This is a genomic window from Haloglomus halophilum (assembly GCF_024298885.1).
GTDB classification, from domain to species: domain Archaea; phylum Halobacteriota; class Halobacteria; order Halobacteriales; family Haloarculaceae; genus Haloglomus; species Haloglomus halophilum.
Window position 1 is genome coordinate 3,204,973 of record NZ_CP101166.1, and the last position, 18,840, is coordinate 3,223,812.

Here is an 18,840-nt window from a genome sequence, read left to right on the forward strand (position 1 = left end):
CGTGCGGCGAACGGGCCGCGCGTCGCGGCACTACCGCCGGACGACCTCGACCTCGTGGCCGTCGTCGGTCCTCGTGAAGGCGTACATCTGGTTGCAGGATTCGGGGTCGCGATAGTCCGCAGGTGGTGGTCTCCGAGCGTGTTCTCGGGGCCCCGAAGTCGTAGCGGCGCCGGAGCGGTGGTCAGCCGGGGCCTTCCGTCTTCGACCCGGCGAACTGCGGGTTCTCCTGATAGAAGTTCCCGCCGGCCCTCACACCGGACACGTACCTGTCGTGGGCCACCGCGTACTCGTGGGCCTCGTGCCAGCTGATCTCGCCGTCGTTGTCCGTATCGACCTGGGCACTCGGAACGCTGGTGCCGTTGGGGTAGGTGCCGGCGAGCGCGGCCACGAAGTGATACCCGAACGGTTCGACGCCGTTCTGACCGGTGGTCCCGTAGGACACCTCGTCGTTCGGGCTGGCCGTCGAGATAGCGGTCACGACCGGGTCGCTCGTCCCACCCTGCTGCATGAGGTCGACGTTCGGCTGGTCGCTCCGGGCGTTCAGGAACTGCCCAGCGTAGCACTGCATCATGTTCACGTACGCCTCGTCGAGTCCTGCACGTTCGAGGCGCTCGAACTTGCTCCGGAGCTCCCTCGGGGTCAGCCTGGCGTCGTCACCATACCAGCCGACCAGATTCAGCCCCTCGGGGTCGCTGTCGGTCCCGTGATTGGTGGTGAACAGCATCACCTGGGATTCCACGCCACAGTCCTCGATCCGTGATTCGAGCCGGTCGAACGAGGTGTTGATGGCAGACTCCGTGGCGTTGCCGTCCACTATCGAACGACCGTTGACCGTGGTCGCGTGCCCAGTTCCGGTTCCTCGGTAGTAATGGACGAATATCTGGTCGTCCGGGAGTCCGAACGAGCCGTTCATGGCCTTGTAGGTGTAGCTGACGTCGTTCCAGTATCGCTGGTAATTGGACCCGGAGTTGACACCTCCCGTGACGATGACCGCGAACCGGCACTCCCCCCGGTCGTACACGAGGTCGGGGAAGTACGTGGGGTCGATACGTTCGCGGACCTCGACGAACTCGATGTAGTCGCTCGGACCGAGAATCTCGTACTCCTCGATCTGTAGTTCGACCTCGGGTGTCTCCTCGCCGTCGTCCTCACTGGACGCGACCTGCCCGACCAGCTCGAAGCGGTAGCTCTCCGACCACTCCGCGCGCTCCGACGATGGGACCTCCGCCGTGTCGAGCAGCAGGGTGCTCTCGGCCGGAAGCACCCGGTTCTGGGCGACCCGGCTGTAGTTCTCGACGAGCACGCTGTTGTCGACCTCGCCCTGCGCGACGAGGTTGTTGTGCAGCGCCCCCCGGACGCGGACCCGCTCGCCGGTCCACCGCTCGGGGTCCTCGTTCAGCTCCTCGATGGACACGGTCGGGATCTCCTCCTGGTCGTCGGGCGTGGGCGACGACTCGGTCGTGGGTGTCGGGTACGCCGTTCCCGTCACCGTCGGATTCGTTCCCTCGTGCTGGATGCAGCGGTAGAGACGGTCCAGCCGGGACCGTTCGGCCGTGTTGGCCTGCTCGTAGATGCTCCCCAGCACGACGTGATCGCCGCCGTGCTCGACGCGCACGACCTCGACGAAGACGTCGACCGGATCACCGTCCTGGGTCCCGGTCGCGGTGAAGCGCGTTCGGGTCGCCGTCGTCCCCAGCGTGGTCACCTCGTCGGTCCCTTCCTGCTGGAGGTCCTGCAGTGACCCGTACTCGTCGAGTCCCGAGTCGAGGTTCTCGACCATCTCCCGGGGCGACCAGGTCCGGACCGGGTTCAGCGACTGGCCCGCCGCCTCCGCCTGTGGCGTCGTGAACACCGCGAACCCGCCCTTCGACTCGGTCCCTCCCTCGCCGTCCGGACCCTCCCGGGCGTAGCTGTTCACGTAGTTCGAGAAGGAGACGTTCCGGGACTGCCCACCGACCTCCAGCGTCCGGGAGACGTTCTCCCAGCGCGACAGTTCGTTCGTGTACCCCGTCGTCGAGAGTGCCTCGTCGCAGGCGCTGGCTGGCGAGGCGGTGAACGCGAGCGGCCCCGACAGCATCGAACACCCGCTCGACAGAACGACGAGTGCGAGCAGTATCGTGGCAGTGCGGCGGCGGACGGCTGGGCTCGCAGCCATACCCAGCCAGCCGTAAATCCGGCGGCAGTTCCCCAGCACTCCGCTCCCCCGTACCCGCTCGGCGATCCGGACCATATTGCGTGTGATATATGCACACGAAATAAAGCATTCTCCTGTTGTCGGCAATCTGATACATGGGCAGGTGAGGCCCCGCAGCGTATATCGAGGGGTGAACGGTGCCGACGAGAATCCGATGGTCGGAACCTTTCCGGACCCGCACGAGAGAGGGTGAACCCCAGGCTCCGGAGACGGACGTTGCGTGTTCGCGAGCGGAAACGGATTCTATAGCGCCGGACGGCGGTGCGCAACGCGCTCGAACGTCAGCGCCGGACGACCTCGACCTCGTGGCCGTCGTCGGTCCTCGTGAAGGCGTACATCTGGTTGCAGGATTCGGGGTCGCGATAGTCCGCAGCGTCCCGGAGCATCAGCGTCTCCCAGGCGTCGTTCAGGTCGTCGGCCCGCACGGCGAGGTGGCCCCACGCGTCACCCATCTCGTAGGAGCGGCCGTCGTAGTTGTAGGTGAGCTCGACGCTCATCGCCTCCTCCGGGGCGCCCTCCGGCCGCATGAAGTAGAGCGCGAAGTCGTCCAGTTCGACGCGACGGTGCATCTCGTAGCCGAGTTTCCGGGCGTACCAGCCGATGGCGGCGTCGGCGTCCTCGACGCGGAGCATCGTGTGGTCGAGGGACCAGCGCGCGCCGTGGTCGCGCTCGACGATCTCGATCTCGTGGCCGTCCGGGTCCGTCACGAAGGCGTAGTGCCCCCCGCAGGACTCCGGGTCCCGGTAGTCCTCGACGCCCCCGTCCATCAGTTCCTCGTAAGCCTGGTGGACGTCCTCGACGCGGACGGCGATGTGGCCCCAGGCGTCGCCGAAGTCGTAGGTACGGTCGTCGTGGTTGTAGGTGAGTTCGAGGACGGCGCCCTCGTCGTGGCGGTCCTCGGGGGCGAGGAAGACGTTGGTGAACGTGTCGGCCTCCATCCGGCCCTCCTCCACGTAGTCGAGATGGGTCGTGTACCAGTCGACCGACTCTTCGAGGTCCTCGACCCGCATCATGGTGTGGTCGAGCGTCGCGTCGAGCGAGGTGTCGGAGTCCAACATTGGCTGCGACTACTCGCGCGCGAGCGAAAAAGGTGGTGACAGCGATGGGTTCCCGGGTGCGACCCGGCGGCCGGGGTCGAGATGGACAGCTGCCGTATCTGGTGGCTTTCTTACGGAATCCTCGACTATGCTATTTCAGAAGCGATTTAGCAGTTAATATGGCTGTCTGGTCAGCAATACACTCCGCGACGGTTGGGGGCTATCCGTCCAGTTCCGGGTCGTACCCGCCCTCGTTCTCGCCGCCCGCGCGTGGCTCGACGCCGACCTGACGGAGCGCCTCGTAGTAGGTCGACGCGTCGGCTTCGCCGACGAACGTCGCGAGCGCGTCGTGGTCGAGTTCCCAGGCCGCGTACTGGACGGCACCACGATTGAGTGGGTGGTCCACCTCCTCGGACGCCAGCGCCTCGGCGAGCTGTTCGCGCACCTCGTCGGTGATGGGGACGCGGGTCACGGTGTGGCCCCTCCGACCTGGGAGTTCACGACGCGGCCTCCCCGGTGGCTGCGGCCTCGCGGGCCGCCGTGTACGCTTCGCGCACGCGCTTGAACTCGTCCTCGTCGCCGCCGTGGTCCGGGTGGACCTGCTTGACCTTCCGGCGGTAGGCCGCCCGGACCTCGGACTCGCTCGCGCCCTCCGGCAGCCCGAGGACGGCGAACGCCTCGTCGTAGGGCTTCAGGTCCCGCTCTGCGGGGTCGCGGCCGAGGTCGACCTCGGGCGTCTCGAACGGGAGTCGCGAGCCCAGATGGATGCCCGGCAGCTCGTGCTCGACGAGCACCGGGTGGGTCGCGGTGCGCTCCAGGCGGTAGAACGTCCGCGGGTCGAACGTGATGGCCACGTCGCGGCCGGGAAGGTAGAACTCGACGCTGGTCCCGGCGACGGGGTGGTTCTCGGCGTAGGGCTCGTCGATGGCGTCGAGGTACTCGCGGATCTCGACCGTCCGGCGTTCGCTGTCCGTGTTCGACCCAGACCCACCACCGGTGCCCCGGCCGGGGAACCAGCGTGTTCCGACGTAGAACAGCCCGGCGGCGCAACAGCTCGCGGCGAACCCGAGCAGCAGTCCCACGACGATCCATCGCGGGACCCCGAACCACAGACCCTCGCTCGGCACGACGCCCCGTAGGGGTGGTGGGAGTAAGTATCTCTCGGGACCGGGCCGGGTGTCCGGGGACGAACGAAGGCCGGCGACCCTCGCGCCGTCGGCCGTTTGGACGGTTCTGTCAGAACCGTTTACCCGTCGGGAACGCCCTCTCGGACAACCGCGGAGTACGTGGTGTCCACACATCCACAATGGTACGAGACGACACATCCGAGGACGGGAGCGATGGACGGTTCGACGACGCTGGTATCGACCGGCGGACGTTCGTGAAGCTGTCGGCGGCGACGGGCGCGGCGCTCGCGCTGCCCGGCAACGCCACCGCGAGTGTGTCCGCCCCCGCGTTCGATGCGGAGTACGAGTACATCCAGAACCACACGCCGGCGGACCACGCGGTGCCGACGCTGGTCCGGTTCGAGTCCGGCACCGACCCGACGGTGCTGGAGTCGTTCGACACGAACGCCGTCACGACGACCGAGCCCGAGCCGGCCGCCTACGGGCGGCTGACGGCCACGGAGGCGGCGGTGGCGGCGGCCGAACTCCCGCAGGCCGACTCCTTCCAGTTCGCGCCGGGGTCGAACCCGTTCTGGCGCATCGGCTACTATCCGTTCGGGGTCTTCCCCGAGGCGCGGCGGGCCGTCGACTGGATCGGCTTCGAGCAGCTCAAGGACGGCCTCCACGAGCTGGAGGACCGCTACTCCGATACGGTCCGCATCAAGCGCTTCGGGCAGTCACCCGGCCACCTGAACAACGCGACCAACCGCGTCGACCCGAAGGGGATGTACCTCGCCGAGGTGACCGACTTCACCTCCGAGGCGTCCTTCGCGGAGAAGGAGAAGGTGTTCTTCTCCTGTTCGCTACACGGGCTGGAGCGGGCCGGTGCCGAGGCCGGCGCGCGCATCATCGAGAACATCGCCCGCGGCGACCAGTACGCGGGCGACCTCCCGGACCTGCTCGAGGACGCCGTCCTCATCTTCGGCTTCACCAACCCGGACGGCTGGGCGGTCCGGAACCCGCAGTACGACTCGGGCTGGCAGCTCGGCGGTCCCGGGACGGGGCTCCCCCGCGCTCCGGCCGCGCCGCTGTTCGAGCGCGGCAACGCCGAGGTGTTCGACACCAACCGCCAGTACCCGACGGTCGGCTACATCACGACCGCGCACAACCCCGCCGAGCCGCGTGATGCACCCGACTACATCCACGACAAGGTTCCCGACGCGGTGTCCATCGTCCAGCAGTTCCGCTCGTACGAGAACCTCAACTACGGCGCGGACCTCCACGGCGGGCCGCTGTTCGAGGACTTCGTGCTCGGGCTCATCTCGCAGGACCAGTACACCCTCGAGGAGTCCCACGAGGTGTACGCGATGTGCGAGGTCATCAAGAAGAACCTCGACGAGGCGCTGGTCGAGTGGCAGACCGCCGGTGACCTGAGCGAACCACTTCGGAACGCGCTCGGCAACCCCTCGATTCCGCTGGCCGGCGGCACGCCCCCGGACGACGCCTTCGACTACGCGACCATCTACGACACCATCGGCTACACAGTCTCCGGCGCCATGCTGGACTGGATGGCCCACCCCGAGGACCTCGGTGGGCTGGGCATGACGACGCTGGACTTCGAGATGTCGTTCTCGCACATGGCGGGCGGGAACGTCTACAACCCCGAACTGCTGCGGATGGAGGTGCTGGGCTATCGTGAGGCCATCCGGACCATCTCGAACTTCGCCGTCCAGAACTCCGACACGCCCACGACGGACGACGAGTTCGACACCACCGTCGATACGAAGGTGGAGACGGACACCGACGAGGACGGCGAGTCGGTCGCGTTCGTCACGCCGACGGACCTCTTCGACAGCGAGGGCGAGTTCGACCCCGCGGGCGACCCCCTCACGCGCTCGGACGACGATCTGGACTTCGCGTCCTCGACGGGCGAGGTGGACACGTTCTCGGCCTCGGGTACCATCGGGCCGGGCGTCGGCGAGGGCGTCGCGCCCACAACCGTCGAGGAGCCGTTCGACACGTCGAACCTCGACGGCGACCCGTTCGCGCTCGACGCCGAGCTGAGCTGGACGCCGCCGGGCGAGGACCTCGAGTTCTTCCTCGAGGACCCTGACGGCAAGCAGGTCGGGAGCGCCGTCACCGCGAGCAACCCGGAGACGATGAGCAACGTCCCGCTGGAGAAGTCCGGGGAGTACACGTTCATCGTCGAGACGTACGCGAACGTCGCGGCGCAGTACGACATCTCCGCGTCGTTCACCGGCAGCACCAGCGGGGGCGGCACGACCAGCGACCGGACCAGCCAGTCGACGACGGTCGCTGGGACGGATATCGCTACCGTCTCCCAGGAGATCCCCGCCGACCTGCACAGCATGCAGGTCCACATGCACTCACACAGCGCCATCATGGACCTCGAACTCGTCTCGCCGTCGGGCGAGGTCGTCCGGGAGTTCGAGGGCATCACGGAGAAGCGCGTGGGTGGGAAGTGCTGTGGCTTCCCCGAGTGGGACGTCGTCGACCCCGAACCCGGGGAGTGGACGGTCCGCATGTCGAACCTCCTGGTCGACGCCAAGCAGGTCGACGTGCAGTTCGCCACGCTGTCGTCGAACTCGACCAACCCCGACCCGAAGGACGCGCTCGGCTACGAGCAGCGCGAGTACGAGGTCACGCCGTTCCGGTTCGCCGCCGACTACGACGCCGCCGTCGAGGACGCCGGCTCGGTCGAGCTCGTCTCCGTCGACGCGGTTGCGACCGAGGACGCGCTCTCGGACCACGACCACGCGGTCGTCATCCACGACTACATCGACGCGGCCAACCGCGTCGGTACCGGGGCGGCCGATCCGGACTACTTCGACGCGCTCGACGCGTTCGTCGATGCCGGCAACAACCTCGTCCTGACGGACACGGGTGTCAACCTGCTCGGCGAGCTCGAGAACGACCTCGTCGGGGCCGAGCAGTTCGGCTCGGACCCGTTCACCAGCACCACGCAGGACGTGGCCCGCTACACGAGCAAGAACCTCGACCACCCGCTGATGACGGACGTGCGTCCCATCCAGAACCAGCTCTGGAAGGTCGCGCCGCTGGGCTACAACGTCGCGGGGCAGGCGCCGAGCCATCTCGTCTCCGAGAGTGCCTTCACGAGCGGGCCGGCCACCGCGTCGGTCGCCGGCAACATCGACGGGGCTGTCGCGACGGGCTCGCTCACCCGTGGCCCGCAGGACGGGACGGGCATCCATGTCATCGGGTCACTGCTGCCGCCGGCGAGCCAGGCCAACCTCCACCCGTTCGGCCTGCTCGACTACACCGTCTCGTTCCTCGGCTACCTCGTGTTCACCTCCGCGCTGGGCTTCCAGCAGGTGCGCACCGTCGGGGACGAGGAGACCCGCGAGGAGATCCGCTTCGGCCGTGGCGACTCGTGGGACACCGGGTCCGGCTCCGGCGGCTCGGGTGGCTCCGGTGGGTCGGACGGTCCGACCGTCTCCGGCTCCCGTGGCAGTGCGAACAACCCCTACACGCCGGGCGACACGCATCAGGTCGAACTCACCATCACCGAGCTCTCCGAGGAGGTGACGGTGACCGACTCGCTGCCGTCGGCCGACTGGGAGAAGGCGGGCGGTGCCGGCACGAAGAACGGCGCCACTGTCGACCTCGGCACGGTCGGTCCGGTCGACCCCGAGACGGACGACCCGGTGACGCTCCGCTACTTCGTCGAGGTGCCCGACACCAACGGACAGGCCACCTTCGGTCCGGCCGCGGCCGGCGGCACGGAGTTCGGTGGGCAGAACACGCTCTACGTTGTCGGTGGCGACCCGAGTGGCAGCGCGCCCGCCGAGTCGAGCGATGGGTCGGACGCCGGGTCCACGCTGACCGGAACCCGGGGCTTCACGGACGACTGAACCACGGGCGACACCGCGCCCCGGACGACACCGCGGGACGGGGACCGAGCGGCTCCGTCCGCCTCAACCGATGTAGCGCAGGTCCTCGTCGCTGGGGGTCTGGGGGCCCTGCTCCATCTCCTGGATCTTCTTGATGACCTCCTCCATCTCCTCGGCGCGGTCCTCCAGCGACGCGTAGCCCACCTCGAAGCCGACGACCTCCTGTAGCACCTCCAGCACCGCGCGGGAGCTCTTGGGGTCGACCAGATAGCCCGATGTCTCGCCCATCAGACAGGCTGTGGGAATGTCGCGGCGCTCCCCGAGACCGAGCAACAGCCCCGAGACACCGACGATGCCGCCGGCGGGTTCGTCCTCGCGGAACTCCACACCCGCGGCTTCGAGCTCCTCGACCTGCTCGTCGTCCGTGGCCGCGCCGACGACGGCGTACTCCTCGATGAGTTCGCCCGTCGGCACCCCACCCAGCGCGAAGGCGCGCTCGACGCCGAACGCCTCGGCCACGTCGAGGAAGCAGTCGGTCAGGCGGTAGTGACCGGGAGCATCGGTGGCCTGGTGGTCGCCCGACAGGAGGAGGATGTCCGCGCCGTCGGTCCGGACAGCGTGGAACTCCGCGGAGGCCATCGTCGTGGTCCCGTCGTCGTCGACGGCGACCTGCGGCGGGAAGTGCTCCGAGTAGACCCGCCGGACCAGCTCCGCGTCCTCGAACTCCTCGAGCAGGTGTTCGGCCACGAGCTTGCCCACGTGCCCGACTCCGGGCAGCCCCTCGACCAGTACGGGGTCCTCGAGCTCCGGGTCCGCGTGTTCCTCGACGTCGAACTCGTCCATACCGCGGGGTTGGGGTCCCGACACTTGAACCCCCGCGGGTCGGTGCGACCGCCCCCACCGGTGGCGTGCGCTGGGCCGAGGGACGGCACCGATGGCCCGCTGTCCGGCAGCGACCGCCCCGACGGTCAGGTTCTTCCGGCGGGCACCCGTACGCGCGGCTATGCGTGACGAAGACGAGATCCGCGAGCAGTACGAGTTCCTGAAGGCCGAGCTCGACGACGAGGAGATGAACCACGAGGGGGTCCGACAGATGTTCACCTACTACAAGCGAGCCCTGGGCTGGGTGCTCGAGGAGGAGTACATCTGAACGGACGGTGAGGCGTCTCCCTCGGTCGGTAGGCTTAAGTAGAAACGGCGACTCGTATCGGGTGACGCTTCGCTTGGAGGGCCGAAGCGTCAGCGGGGACCAATTCAGGGCGGCAACGGCCGACCGGCCTTTTCATCCGGTCGGCCCTTGCTTTCCTTTCCGAGAACCACTCGACGAGCGACAGTACCGCCGCTCTCTGGTATCCACGACAGGTCAAACTTCGGAGGCGTACCGCTACCTTCTGGTGGAATCGGGGTTCGTGGCGATCGGAGATGTCACCGTACGCCCTGTACGACGCCTACGTCGGCGCGGGTACCCCGTCCGCACAGATTGGGGGAGTGACATGATGAAAGCGATATACTTATTCGATACCGACAGTAAGTCCCCAGCAGGTATCTGTCCATGTACGACCTGACCGGCTTCCAGCGGGACCTGTTGTACGTCATCGCGGGGCGCGACGAACCACACGGCCTCGCCATCAAGGAGGAGCTGGAGGACTACTACGAGAAGGAGATCCACCACGGCCGGCTGTATCCGAACCTCGACACGCTGGTCGAGAAGGGCCTCGTCGAGAAGGGCCAGCACGACCGGCGAACGAACTACTACACGCTGACACGTCGCGGTCGCAGGGAGATCGACGCCCGGCGTGACTGGGAAGAGCAGTATCTCGATTGAGCGAACGTCCCGGTCGGGCTACATGTACGCGGCGTCCCAGCGCGTGGGCTTGCGCTGGTTCCCGCACTCGTCGCACTCCATCCGGCCCATCGTGTCCATCGACGTGATGAACGTCTCGCAGTTCCCGCAGTAGTAGCCCCACTTGTTCTCGCGGTCCTCGTCCGTGTAGACGGTGTGGAACGCGCCCTTCGAGCCCCGGTCCGTGTCGAGGTGGTCGATGTAGACCTCGTCACCGGTGGAGGCCGTCGTGGCCTCGAGGTCCTCGGTTTCGGCGTCCGTGTAGACGTTCTCGACGAACGTGGGGCCGTCGAGTTCGACCCGGCCCTCGCCGCTCTTGACCAGGCCCTGGCGCTCGTAGAACTTGTTGCCCTCCGTGTTGTCCGAGAGGACCCGTCCGCGGATGGTCTCCGCGCCACGCTCGCGGAGCGCGCGCCGCGTCTCGCGGAACAGCTCCCCGCCGATGCTCTCGCCGCGGTGCATCGGGTCGACGTGGAGCCAGTTGATGTCCCCGTGTTCGTCGACCAGCTCGCTCTCGGAGAACGCGACCAGCTCGACGCCGTCGTCGACCACGAGGAACAGCACGTCGTCGTCCTGGAGTTTCTCGGTGAACGTCTCGCTGGAGTACCAGCGTTCGATGGCCTCCTCGATCGCTCCGGGGGAGAGGGAGTAGGACGCCTCCATCGACCGCTTCGCGATAGAGCGAATCGCCGACTCGTCCGCCGGTGTCGCTTCTCGAACCTGCATACGTGGCGATGACGGTGGGCCCCGGCATAAAACCACCTCGCTGGCGCGGTGAACTCGAAGTTCGTCCACCTGGCGCCCGCCGCCCGCCACCCCGGGCCAGGACCTTGTCGCTCCTGCCCTGTCGCCACCGTGCCGCCATCGCGCCACCGCACGGCCACCGTACCACGGAACTGTCCCCGCGTTACCGTACCGCCACCGCACGACAGAACCCTCACCGTACCGCCGCCCCGTCGCCGGTGTCGCCCCGCTGGATGGTGTCAACCGCCAGTAAAAGCCGACCGGTGGCTACCGACCTTCCGTGAGCGCCGAACCGGCTGATATCGGGCTGTAGATGCAGCCAGTGGTTGATTTCCTGCTGCGGTCGGTACCATAATCCCTAAGACTGGAAACCACCTTTAGTTACGTAACATGACTGACGTTCGTGCGGCAACGCCGTCCCGGAGGTGGGTCGATGGGCGTTGAGATAAAGGAGTCGCCCGTCACCGACGCGGAGTTCGAGGCGATGAAGGGGTTCGTCCACGACTACCTCGCGGCCTCGGTCGAGAACGAGGAGGAGGGCGGGCGGATGCGCTGGTACCCGTGGCACAGCGCGGAGTACCGGTTCAACCACATCCTCAACGTGACCGAGCTGGCGGCCGACATCGCCCGGGAGGAGGGTGCCAACGTTGACGTGACGCGGGTGGCCGCCCTGTTCCACGACATCTCGAAGCTGGAGGCCGACCAGGACGTCCACGCCGAGGAGGGCGCCCGCGTCGCCCGGGAGTACCTCGATACGCACGGCGACTACCCGGAGTCGTTCGTCGATGCGGTCTGCCGCGCGGTGCGCGAGCACTCCTACCAGGGCGACCTCGACGACGTGACCCTGGAGTCACGCTGCCTGATGGAGGCCGACCTGCTCGACAAGGTGGGCGCGAACGGTACCGCCCTGATGCTGCTCCGGATGGGCTACGAGTCTCGCACCCACATGGACGCCAACGAGATGGTGGGTCGGGTGCTGGAGCGCGGCGAGGACGCCGCCCAGCGCGTCCGCTCGGACACCGCCGAGAGCATCGCCCACCAGCGGCTCAAACGCGTCCGCTGGTTCAAGGAGTGGCTGGAGGGCGAGATCGCCGACATGGACTCGCCCACCACGGACGAGTCTGGATAACCGGAATCGATTCCGCGGCGCGGGACTCAGACCGCAGACAGCGTCTCGACCGCCCGGACGAGATAGAAGACGCCGAAGCCGGTCAGCACCAGCGCACTCAGTCCAGCCACGGCCGGGGCGAGTCGGTCGACCCGGCGCTGGGCGCCCACGAGCGCGGCCGGGAAGCCCGTTACCCAGACCCCGATACCGACGAACAGGCCGACGAGCAGCGCGGGCGACCCCGTCTCGACGACCAGGAGCCCGGACAGGGCCTCCGAGAGCGGCGCGAGTGCGTCCAGGGTGCCGGGTTCGAGAAGCCCGACGCCGACCGTGAGCCAGAAGACGATCTGGTAGGGGTTGGTGAGCGCCAGCACGAACGCCTTCCGGAACCCCCGACTCGACTCGTCGAGCGCGGCGTCGGCGTCGGTGAACGTCTCGCGGACATCCGCGACGGCCCCGTAGGCGAAGTAGAGCATCAGGATACCGCCGAGACCGACCATCACCCCCGTCACGAGCGCGGACTGGCGCACGAAGGTCACGACGCCGGCGACCGCGAGCAGGAAGAAGATGAAGTCGGCCGTGGCGGCCCCGAGCCCGGCCAGGAATCCGGAGAGCCAGCCCCGGAGAACGGACTCCTCGGCGATGACGGCGTTCATCGGTCCCGGTGGGGCCGCCAGCGCCAGCCCGAAGGCGACACCGGCGACGAGCGAGACGAGTGTCGACATCGACCGGTGCTACCGGAGGCGGCTGTATAATCGTTGTGTGGTGGGAAATCGTGACATGGTGGGTGTCTCGGATCCGTTTCTCAATTGTGGTTCGATTTCACTATCGGAGAGGGGTATTGGGCGATAATCGCTGTGTTCCGATCACGCAGGCGTCGCTTCGGCCCCGTCCCAGCAGACCTGTCCCTCGACGGCGAGTTTCTCCAGGTGGGCGATGACGGTCGCCTCGGCCATGTCGCGCACCCCGGAGAGGTCCTTCTCGTAGGCGGCGTCCGTGATGTCGCCGACGGTCCGGGCGCCGCCGTGGACGGCGTCGCGGACGCGGTCCTCGCGGTCGCGCCGATGGGCGATGAGGCGGGCACAGGTCTCGCGGGGGTCCGCGATGACCGGACCGTGAGCCGGATAGAGCGTCTCCGGGTTCCGGGCCCAGAGCCGGCGGAGTGAGGCCACGTAGGCACGCATATCCCCCTGTGGTGCCCCGACGACGACACTCCCCGCGGCGACCGCGAGGTCACCGACGAGATACGCGGGGGTGCCACCGGCGTCGTCGTCCGTGAACCGGAAGCCGACGTGCTCGGGCGCGTGGCCCGGCGTGTCGACGACGGTCACGTCGCCGTCGGCGGTGGGGATGGTCGTCCCGTCGACGAACGTCCGGTCCGGTTCCACGCCGGTCGCGGTCTCGAAGTCGGCCGCGCGGCCGTACCGGCACCAGACCGTCGCGTCGTGGGCGGCCGCGTACCGCTCGACCGCGCCCACGTGGTCCGGGTGGTGGTGTGTCACGGCGATGTGGTCGACGGTCCGCTCGGCGAGGGTCTCGTCCAGTGTGTCGGTCACGGCGGCCGGGTCGACCAGGAGGGCGCCGTCGCTCCCGAGGACGTAGGCGGCGGTCTGCCCCGTGGGCGCGCGGGTGGCGACCGAGAGGGAGACGCGGGTACAGTCCATACCCACAGGTCGGGTGCGGGGCGGAAAAGCGTGGGCGGTGGACGCCGGCGTTACTCGGTGAGGAAGTAGACCTGCTTGCGGGCGTCGTGGAAGGAGTAGCGCGACCCGACGAGGTCCTCCTCCTCCAGCCGGTTCAGCGCGTAGCGCACGGTGCGGTCGGGGAGGAGCGACTCCTCGGCGAGCTGCCCCTGCGAGAGCGGCGAGGCATCCTCCAGCACCTTCGCGACCAGTTTGGCGCTCGGCGGGAGTTCGCGCAGCCGCTCGCGGAACTCGGGGTCTGTCAGCGGCGACTCGGCTGTCTGCTCCTCCGGCGTCGTGCTCATACCTGTACTGGCCCGTACCTTTCCGTAAAGCCTCGCTATATGTGTGACAAAACAATACGTACACTGCTATGTGACTAAGGGCCCCTTATACAAACTCGGGTGACATAAGTTGCCGGAACCGATAACCGACGTATCCCCCCGTGATTGGAGGGCCACTTATGTCTCTGGCCGGCGCGGGCCGGGTCGGTTCCAGTCTAGTGTATTCGATATGGCAGGTCTGCGATCGGATCACCGGGTTTCTCCCATCACGACCGCCGTCCGCCCGCCGGCCGCGTACCGGTGTCGGCGCCGAACCGGCGCGCGGGCGGTCCGGACGCGGGCACGACTGTCGCGGACCGATGTCGGGGGAACGGTTTTGCGGGCCCGTTCCGACCTACCGGTATGCTCGAACTGGAGCACGGGTTCAGGGTCGTCGACGTCGGGGCGACGCTGCCCGGCGAGCGGGGCGGGTCCCGGGGGCGTGCGGTCGTCCCCGACCGGCTGGAGCGCGAACTCCGGCAGGCGGGCGTGGTGCGGGCCGTCGTCACGCCCCCCGCCCGGCCGAGCGAGGGTGGCTACCTCGCGGCCAACAATGCCGTCGCCCGCCGCTCGGTCGACCGCCCGTTCGTCCCCTTCGCCCGACTCTCCGGCCCGCGCGTGCCGGGCGCCCCGGCCGGCGAGCGCTCCCACCCCGGCGATCATCCGGATGCCGAATCCGTCGCCCAGTACGGGTACGACGACCGGTTCCACGGCTTCGCTCTGGACCCGGCCCTGGACGGCCTGCCGACCCGCGAGACGCTCGACGCGCTCGGTGACGTGGGTCTCCCCGTGCTGGTGACGGCGGGGCACGGGTTCCCGCCCTCGCGGGTGGCTGACCTCTGTGGCCGCGGGTTCCCCGTCGTTCTCGGCGGGGTCGGTGGCGACCCGGGGACCCACGAACTGTTCGCGACCGCCGTCGACCTGCTGGACCGTCACGACGACCTCCACCTCGATACGGGAACCGTCCGGACACGGGCGCTGCTCGAGCGTGCCCTCCGCGAGCATCCCGACCGCGTGCTGTTCGCCAGCCGCGCCGGCGAGGCACACCCCAACGTGGCTGTGATGACACTCCTGACCTGTTCGGTTCCCGAGGATACGATGCGCCGGGCGTTCGACGCCAACCCCTCGCGGGTGGTGCCGTCGCTGGCGCCCTGACACCCTGGCGTCTACCCGCGCCGGTCGAAGACGGTGACCGCCCGGTTGGTCCGCGAGGAGAGCCCGTTGGGGTTCCGCCGGGGGTCGCGGTCGCGGTAGCGCGCCCGGATGCCGTCGGCCAGCCCGCGCCCCGTGCCCAGGGCGACATCACGGCCGTTCCCGAGCCAGACGGAGGGGCGTCCCTCGCCGCGGCCGACCTCGCGGAGCCCGGTCCACGCGTCGCCGAGCGCGTGCCGGCAGACCCGGTACGCGACGGTCGGTCGCGGGCCGTAGTTCTTCGCGAGCCGGTAGGCCAGCGACCGGTAGCGCCAGCGCCACTCGGCCTCCTCGCCGCCGTCGGCCCGGGTCGACGGGCCGTGCTCGGGGTCGAACCGGACCGCCATCTCCGACCGCCAGTCGACCTCGTACCCCGTCGCGGCCAGCCGATGGGCCGCGTCCCGTGCGCCCCCGACCTCGAGGTACTCGTCGAACCCGTCGATCTCGTTCAGCGCCGCCTGGGTGAACGCGACGTTGCGCGGGTTGACGTAGGTGACCGACCGACCCTTTATGCGGCGTGTCTCGACCTCCTCCGTGGCGAGTCCCGCCCGGAGCTGCCGGTTCGTCGGGCCGGAGAAGGCCCCGACCGGGCGTTCGTCCGCTCCGGCCTCGCTCTTCTCGTCACCGTCGCTTTCGCTGTGCTCGTCGATCTCGGCGCCGCCGTCGGTCGCCACCTGCTTTCCCGCCCCCGTCTCGGGGTCGGCGTCGCCGCCGGGCATCCGGTCGCGGAGCGCATCCAGCCAGCCCTCCGCGACCACGAGCTCGTCGCCGAGGAAGGCGATGATGTCGCCGCTCGCACGCGCCGCGCCGGCGTTGCGCGCGACGTTCACGTTCCGCTCGTCCAGTTCGACGAGCACGTCCACGTCGTCCCGGTCGCGGACCATCCCGCTGGTCCCGTCCGCCGAAGGACCGTTGGCGACCACCGTCTCGACATCCGGCGCTCGCTCGACGAGCGAGTCGAGACAGGCCGCCAACCGCTCCCGCCCGTTCAGGGTGGGTATCACGACCGAGATATCCATACGGTTCCGTTCGGCTACCCAGGGGCAAAAAGCCCGCGGGTCGGGGAGCGTACGGCGTGGTCTGCCCTGTCACAGCGCGTGTGGCGAAGGAACAGGCCCTCACCTGATCGCCTGGGCCGGCCTCGGTACGCGGCTGACCGTCCGTGGCGCTCAGCGGCCGATGACGACGGCCTCCCGGATGTCGAGTGCCGCCTCGAACTCGTCGCGCCGGTCGGTGTCGGTCCCGATGCGGCGGAGCTGCGCGCCGTGGACCCGGCGGAGCGCGTCCGCCTCCTGCTCGGTGAAGCCGAGTCGCCCGCCGAGCTCGTCCCAGTGGTCGGCCTCGACGAAGAAGCCGACGCGGTCCCCCTCGTCGAAGGCCACCTCGTACGCGCGCTGGTACTCGGCGAGCCGGTCGGTGAGGTGGGCCTGCGCGAGGTCGACGAGGTCCGGGAGTCGCTGTGGGCTCACGCTCGCCTTCGCCGCCGCCAGCAGCAGGACCTGCCCGTCCATCGGGTCGCCGTCGCCGGCCATGGTCAGCCGCCGGCGCGCATGGCCTTCCGGCCGAACTTCTCCATCAGCGGGTCCAGCGTCTCCGGCGGCCCCTCGAACGTGACCGTCACCTCCGTCAGCGTCATCGACCCCGCGACGTTGACCTTCTCGGCGCTGGTCTCGACCCGCCAGTCCGGTCCCGTGACGACGTGCTCGTCGACCTCCTCGCCGCCGAGGTTGACGAGATAGTGACGCACGAGCCGCTCGGAGACACCACGGAACGCCTTCTCCCGGGTGACGCGCTCGCGCTCGCCCTCGGTGGACCCCTCGGCCCCCCCGGCGACCGGCGGGAAGACCGAGACCGCGTCCCCGTCCTCGAGTGGCGTCGCCAGCCCGTCCATGTGGACGACCTCGCGGCCGTTCTTCAGGACGGAGAGCTGTGGCCGTAACTCGCCCGCGTCGTCCAGTATCTCACCCTCGAGTCCGTCGAACTCGGCCTCGAGCGCCCGGAGCACCGTCCCGACGTCGGCACCGTCGTCGAACTCGCGTTCGATGGTCTTCGACCCGACGGCCTGCCGGAACGTCGCGAAGAACCGGAGCTCGATCTCCATGCCCACCGAAAGGGCCGGACGGGACATGAGTGTTGGCGTGGCGCGCGCGACCGGTGGCCGACCGTCGGAGCCCATCGGTTCGACACGACAAGAGCGAAGCGCCCCCCGCCCGTTCGCCGACACGATGACGGATACGGGCGGGAACGGCGAGCGCATCTACCACGTGAACGGGCGGCTGGTCCCCCGCGGGTCGGCCCGGGTCTCGGTCGAGGACAGAGGGTTCCGCTACGGCGACGCGGCGTTCGAGACGATGCGGGCCTACGGCGGCGAGATCCTCGACTGGGACCGCCACCTGGCGCGGCTGGAACGGACCTGCGAGACGCTCGGGATGGCCGCGGCCGTCCCCGACGACCTCGCGGTCCGGGTGGCCGACACCATCGACGAGAACGCGTTCGACGACGCGTACGTCCGCGTCTCGGTCACCCGCGGCCCGACACAGGGCAAACTCACCCCGCCGCCCGAATCGGAACTCGAACCGACGGTCGTCGTGGTCGCCCAGCCGCTCCCGCGCGGCGGTCTGCCCGACCACGGTGGGGAACCGGTCTGGGACGACCCCGCGGTCGTGCAGACGGTGCGGACCCGCCGCATCCCCGACGCCGCGCTGCCGGCGGACGCGAAGACGCACAACTACCTCAACGGCACGCTCGCCCGGCTGGAACTCCGCCGCGCGACCAGCGACACGTACGCCCCGGACGAGGCGCTCATGCGCGACTTCAACGGGAACGTCGCGGAGGGCGCCACGAGCAACCTCTTCTTCGTCGACGACGGCACCCTGAAGACGCCCGAACCCGGCGACCTGCTGCCCGGTATCACCCGCCAGGTGGTTCTCGAACTGGCCGACCCGGAGGCGTTCCCCGTTGAACGGGGCCACTACGACCTCGACACGGTGCGCGGCGCCGACGAGGCGTTCCTCACCAACCGTACGTGGGAACTCCGCCCGGTCGCCACCATCGACGGCATCGATGTCGGTGGTGGGCCGATTACGTCACTTCTCCAGCGGCTCTACGATGAGCGCGTCGAAGAGCGCTGCTATTCGTGATTCAGTTCGAAAGCGGTCGCTGTTCGAACTGAATACGGCCGGCCGCGCCGGCTCCTGCCATCGCAAGCGTTGAATCGCCTGCCCGCCAAGGCCGGGGCAGGATGGAGGTCAGCGACGACCAGCGGATCTGCGACGTGGAGGACGTTCCCGAGGCAGGGACCTTCCTCTTCACCTACCGTGACGGGTTCGACACCGGGGAGGCGCTGCTCGTCCGGTTCGGTGGCGACGCGCCGTCGAGCGACGCCGAGGTGGGGGGCACGGCCCCGGTGGACGAGGACACCGGCATCGCCTGCTGGAAGAACTACTGCCAGCACTGGACCGACGTGCGTCTGGACAAGGGCAGTGGCGCCCGGGTCCGCGACGGCGAGCTGTGGTGCAACAAGCACGCCGCGACCTTCCGGCTGGACGACGGCGTCTGCACGCACGGTCCCTGCGAGGGTGCCGTCCTCGACGAGGTGGACGTGACGGTCCACGACGGCGGCGTCTACCTGACCGACGACCGCTACGAGTTCGACTCGACGGGGCCGGACGGGGACCGTGACCTCTCATCCGGCGCCCCGGGCGGCCGCATCGACTTCACTGGTTCCTGAGGGCTCTCCT

The 18,840-nt window shown here is 68.8% G+C and carries 18 protein-coding genes and 3 pseudogenes; 7 read left to right on the top strand and 14 right to left on the bottom strand.

Annotated elements, in window-relative coordinates; translation table 11 throughout:
* Positions 1-30: 30 nt before the first annotated feature.
* The 5 genes and pseudogenes from NL114_RS21755 to NL114_RS15640 all read right to left on the bottom strand — a co-directional run.
* Positions 31-117 (bottom strand): annotated as a pseudogene (locus NL114_RS21755) (VOC family protein); the annotation flags it as partial.
* A 64-nt stretch (positions 118-181) separates the two neighbouring features.
* Positions 182-2,230: a DUF6517 family protein gene (locus tag NL114_RS15625; protein ID WP_254821847.1), complete on the bottom strand. Its 2,049-nt coding sequence runs from the start codon at positions 2,228-2,230 to the stop codon at positions 182-184.
* A gap of 245 nt (positions 2,231-2,475) precedes the next feature.
* A complete protein-coding gene (locus NL114_RS15630; protein ID WP_254821848.1) occupies positions 2,476-3,252 on the bottom strand; it encodes a VOC family protein in 777 nt (258 codons plus the stop codon).
* A 199-nt stretch (positions 3,253-3,451) separates the two neighbouring features.
* On the bottom strand, positions 3,452-3,703 hold the full coding sequence (locus tag NL114_RS15635; protein WP_254821849.1) for a hypothetical protein: 252 nt from the start codon (positions 3,701-3,703) through the stop codon (positions 3,452-3,454).
* A 25-nt stretch (positions 3,704-3,728) separates the two neighbouring features.
* Positions 3,729-4,358, bottom strand: a complete 630-nt coding sequence (locus NL114_RS15640) for a J domain-containing protein (protein WP_254821850.1) — start codon at positions 4,356-4,358, stop codon at positions 3,729-3,731.
* Positions 4,359-4,537: 179 nt separating this feature from the next.
* Here NL114_RS15640 and NL114_RS15645 point away from each other — a divergent pair, with 179 nt between their 5' ends.
* Entirely contained in the window at positions 4,538-8,230 is a 3,693-nt protein-coding gene (locus NL114_RS15645) for a M14 family metallopeptidase (protein ID WP_254821851.1), read from the top strand.
* A gap of 63 nt (positions 8,231-8,293) precedes the next feature.
* On the opposite strand, the gene NL114_RS15650 is transcribed toward NL114_RS15645, so the two are convergent.
* Positions 8,294-9,052 carry a proteasome assembly chaperone family protein gene (locus NL114_RS15650; RefSeq protein WP_254821852.1) on the bottom strand — a complete coding sequence of 253 codons (759 nt, stop codon included), beginning with the start codon at positions 9,050-9,052 and terminating at the stop codon, positions 8,294-8,296.
* A gap of 160 nt (positions 9,053-9,212) precedes the next feature.
* Here NL114_RS15650 and NL114_RS15655 point away from each other — a divergent pair, with 160 nt between their 5' ends.
* Both NL114_RS15655 and NL114_RS15660 read left to right on the top strand, forming a co-directional pair.
* Entirely contained in the window at positions 9,213-9,359 is a 147-nt protein-coding gene (locus NL114_RS15655; RefSeq protein WP_254821853.1) for a DUF8555 family protein, read from the top strand.
* Between the two features lie 402 nt (positions 9,360-9,761).
* A complete protein-coding gene (locus NL114_RS15660; protein ID WP_254821854.1) occupies positions 9,762-10,034 on the top strand; it encodes a PadR family transcriptional regulator in 273 nt (90 codons plus the stop codon).
* Between the two features lie 18 nt (positions 10,035-10,052).
* On the opposite strand, the gene NL114_RS15665 is transcribed toward NL114_RS15660, so the two are convergent.
* Positions 10,053-10,778: a GNAT family N-acetyltransferase gene (locus NL114_RS15665; RefSeq protein WP_254821855.1), complete on the bottom strand. Its 726-nt coding sequence runs from the start codon at positions 10,776-10,778 to the stop codon at positions 10,053-10,055.
* A gap of 451 nt (positions 10,779-11,229) precedes the next feature.
* Between NL114_RS15665 and NL114_RS15670 the strand changes: the two genes are divergently transcribed.
* A complete protein-coding gene (locus tag NL114_RS15670) occupies positions 11,230-11,925 on the top strand; it encodes an HD domain-containing protein (protein WP_254821856.1) in 696 nt (231 codons plus the stop codon).
* A gap of 26 nt (positions 11,926-11,951) precedes the next feature.
* On the opposite strand, the gene NL114_RS15675 is transcribed toward NL114_RS15670, so the two are convergent.
* The 3 genes from NL114_RS15675 to NL114_RS15685 form a co-directional block, all read right to left on the bottom strand.
* Complete coding sequence (locus tag NL114_RS15675) at positions 11,952-12,629, bottom strand: LysE family translocator (RefSeq protein ID WP_254821857.1); 678 nt, start codon at positions 12,627-12,629, stop codon at positions 11,952-11,954.
* Positions 12,630-12,770: 141 nt separating this feature from the next.
* Positions 12,771-13,568 carry an MBL fold metallo-hydrolase gene (locus NL114_RS15680; protein ID WP_254821858.1) on the bottom strand — a complete coding sequence of 266 codons (798 nt, stop codon included), beginning with the start codon at positions 13,566-13,568 and terminating at the stop codon, positions 12,771-12,773.
* 50 nt (positions 13,569-13,618) lie between these two features.
* Entirely contained in the window at positions 13,619-13,891 is a 273-nt protein-coding gene (locus NL114_RS15685) for a winged helix-turn-helix transcriptional regulator (protein WP_254821859.1), read from the bottom strand.
* Positions 13,892-14,272: 381 nt separating this feature from the next.
* Between NL114_RS15685 and NL114_RS15690 the strand changes: the two genes are divergently transcribed.
* A complete protein-coding gene (locus NL114_RS15690) occupies positions 14,273-15,064 on the top strand; it encodes an amidohydrolase family protein (protein ID WP_254821860.1) in 792 nt (263 codons plus the stop codon).
* A gap of 11 nt (positions 15,065-15,075) precedes the next feature.
* Here the strand turns inward: NL114_RS15690 and NL114_RS15695 are convergent, their stop codons facing one another.
* From NL114_RS15695 to NL114_RS21765, 4 genes and pseudogenes are all read right to left on the bottom strand, one after another.
* The gene (locus NL114_RS15695; protein WP_254821861.1) at positions 15,076-16,119 is read right to left on the bottom strand and encodes a glycosyltransferase; all 1,044 of its coding nucleotides are present in this window, start codon (positions 16,117-16,119) and stop codon (positions 15,076-15,078) included.
* A 150-nt stretch (positions 16,120-16,269) separates the two neighbouring features.
* Positions 16,270-16,632: a DUF8048 family protein gene (locus NL114_RS15700; protein ID WP_254821862.1), complete on the bottom strand. Its 363-nt coding sequence runs from the start codon at positions 16,630-16,632 to the stop codon at positions 16,270-16,272.
* A 2-nt stretch (positions 16,633-16,634) separates the two neighbouring features.
* Positions 16,635-16,889: pseudogene (locus tag NL114_RS21760) on the bottom strand (MoaD-like domain-containing protein); the annotation flags it as partial.
* A 33-nt stretch (positions 16,890-16,922) separates the two neighbouring features.
* A pseudogene (locus tag NL114_RS21765) lies at positions 16,923-17,201 on the bottom strand (ubiquitin-like small modifier protein 1); the annotation flags it as partial.
* A 124-nt stretch (positions 17,202-17,325) separates the two neighbouring features.
* On the opposite strand from NL114_RS21765, the gene NL114_RS15710 reads away from it, so the two are divergent.
* Together NL114_RS15710 and NL114_RS15715 are read left to right on the top strand one after the other, a co-directional pair.
* Positions 17,326-18,240, top strand: a complete 915-nt coding sequence (locus NL114_RS15710) for an aminotransferase class IV (RefSeq protein WP_254824723.1) — start codon at positions 17,326-17,328, stop codon at positions 18,238-18,240.
* A 101-nt stretch (positions 18,241-18,341) separates the two neighbouring features.
* Positions 18,342-18,830 carry a Rieske (2Fe-2S) protein gene (locus NL114_RS15715; RefSeq protein WP_254821863.1) on the top strand — a complete coding sequence of 163 codons (489 nt, stop codon included), beginning with the start codon at positions 18,342-18,344 and terminating at the stop codon, positions 18,828-18,830.
* Positions 18,831-18,840: the final 10 nt, after the last annotated feature.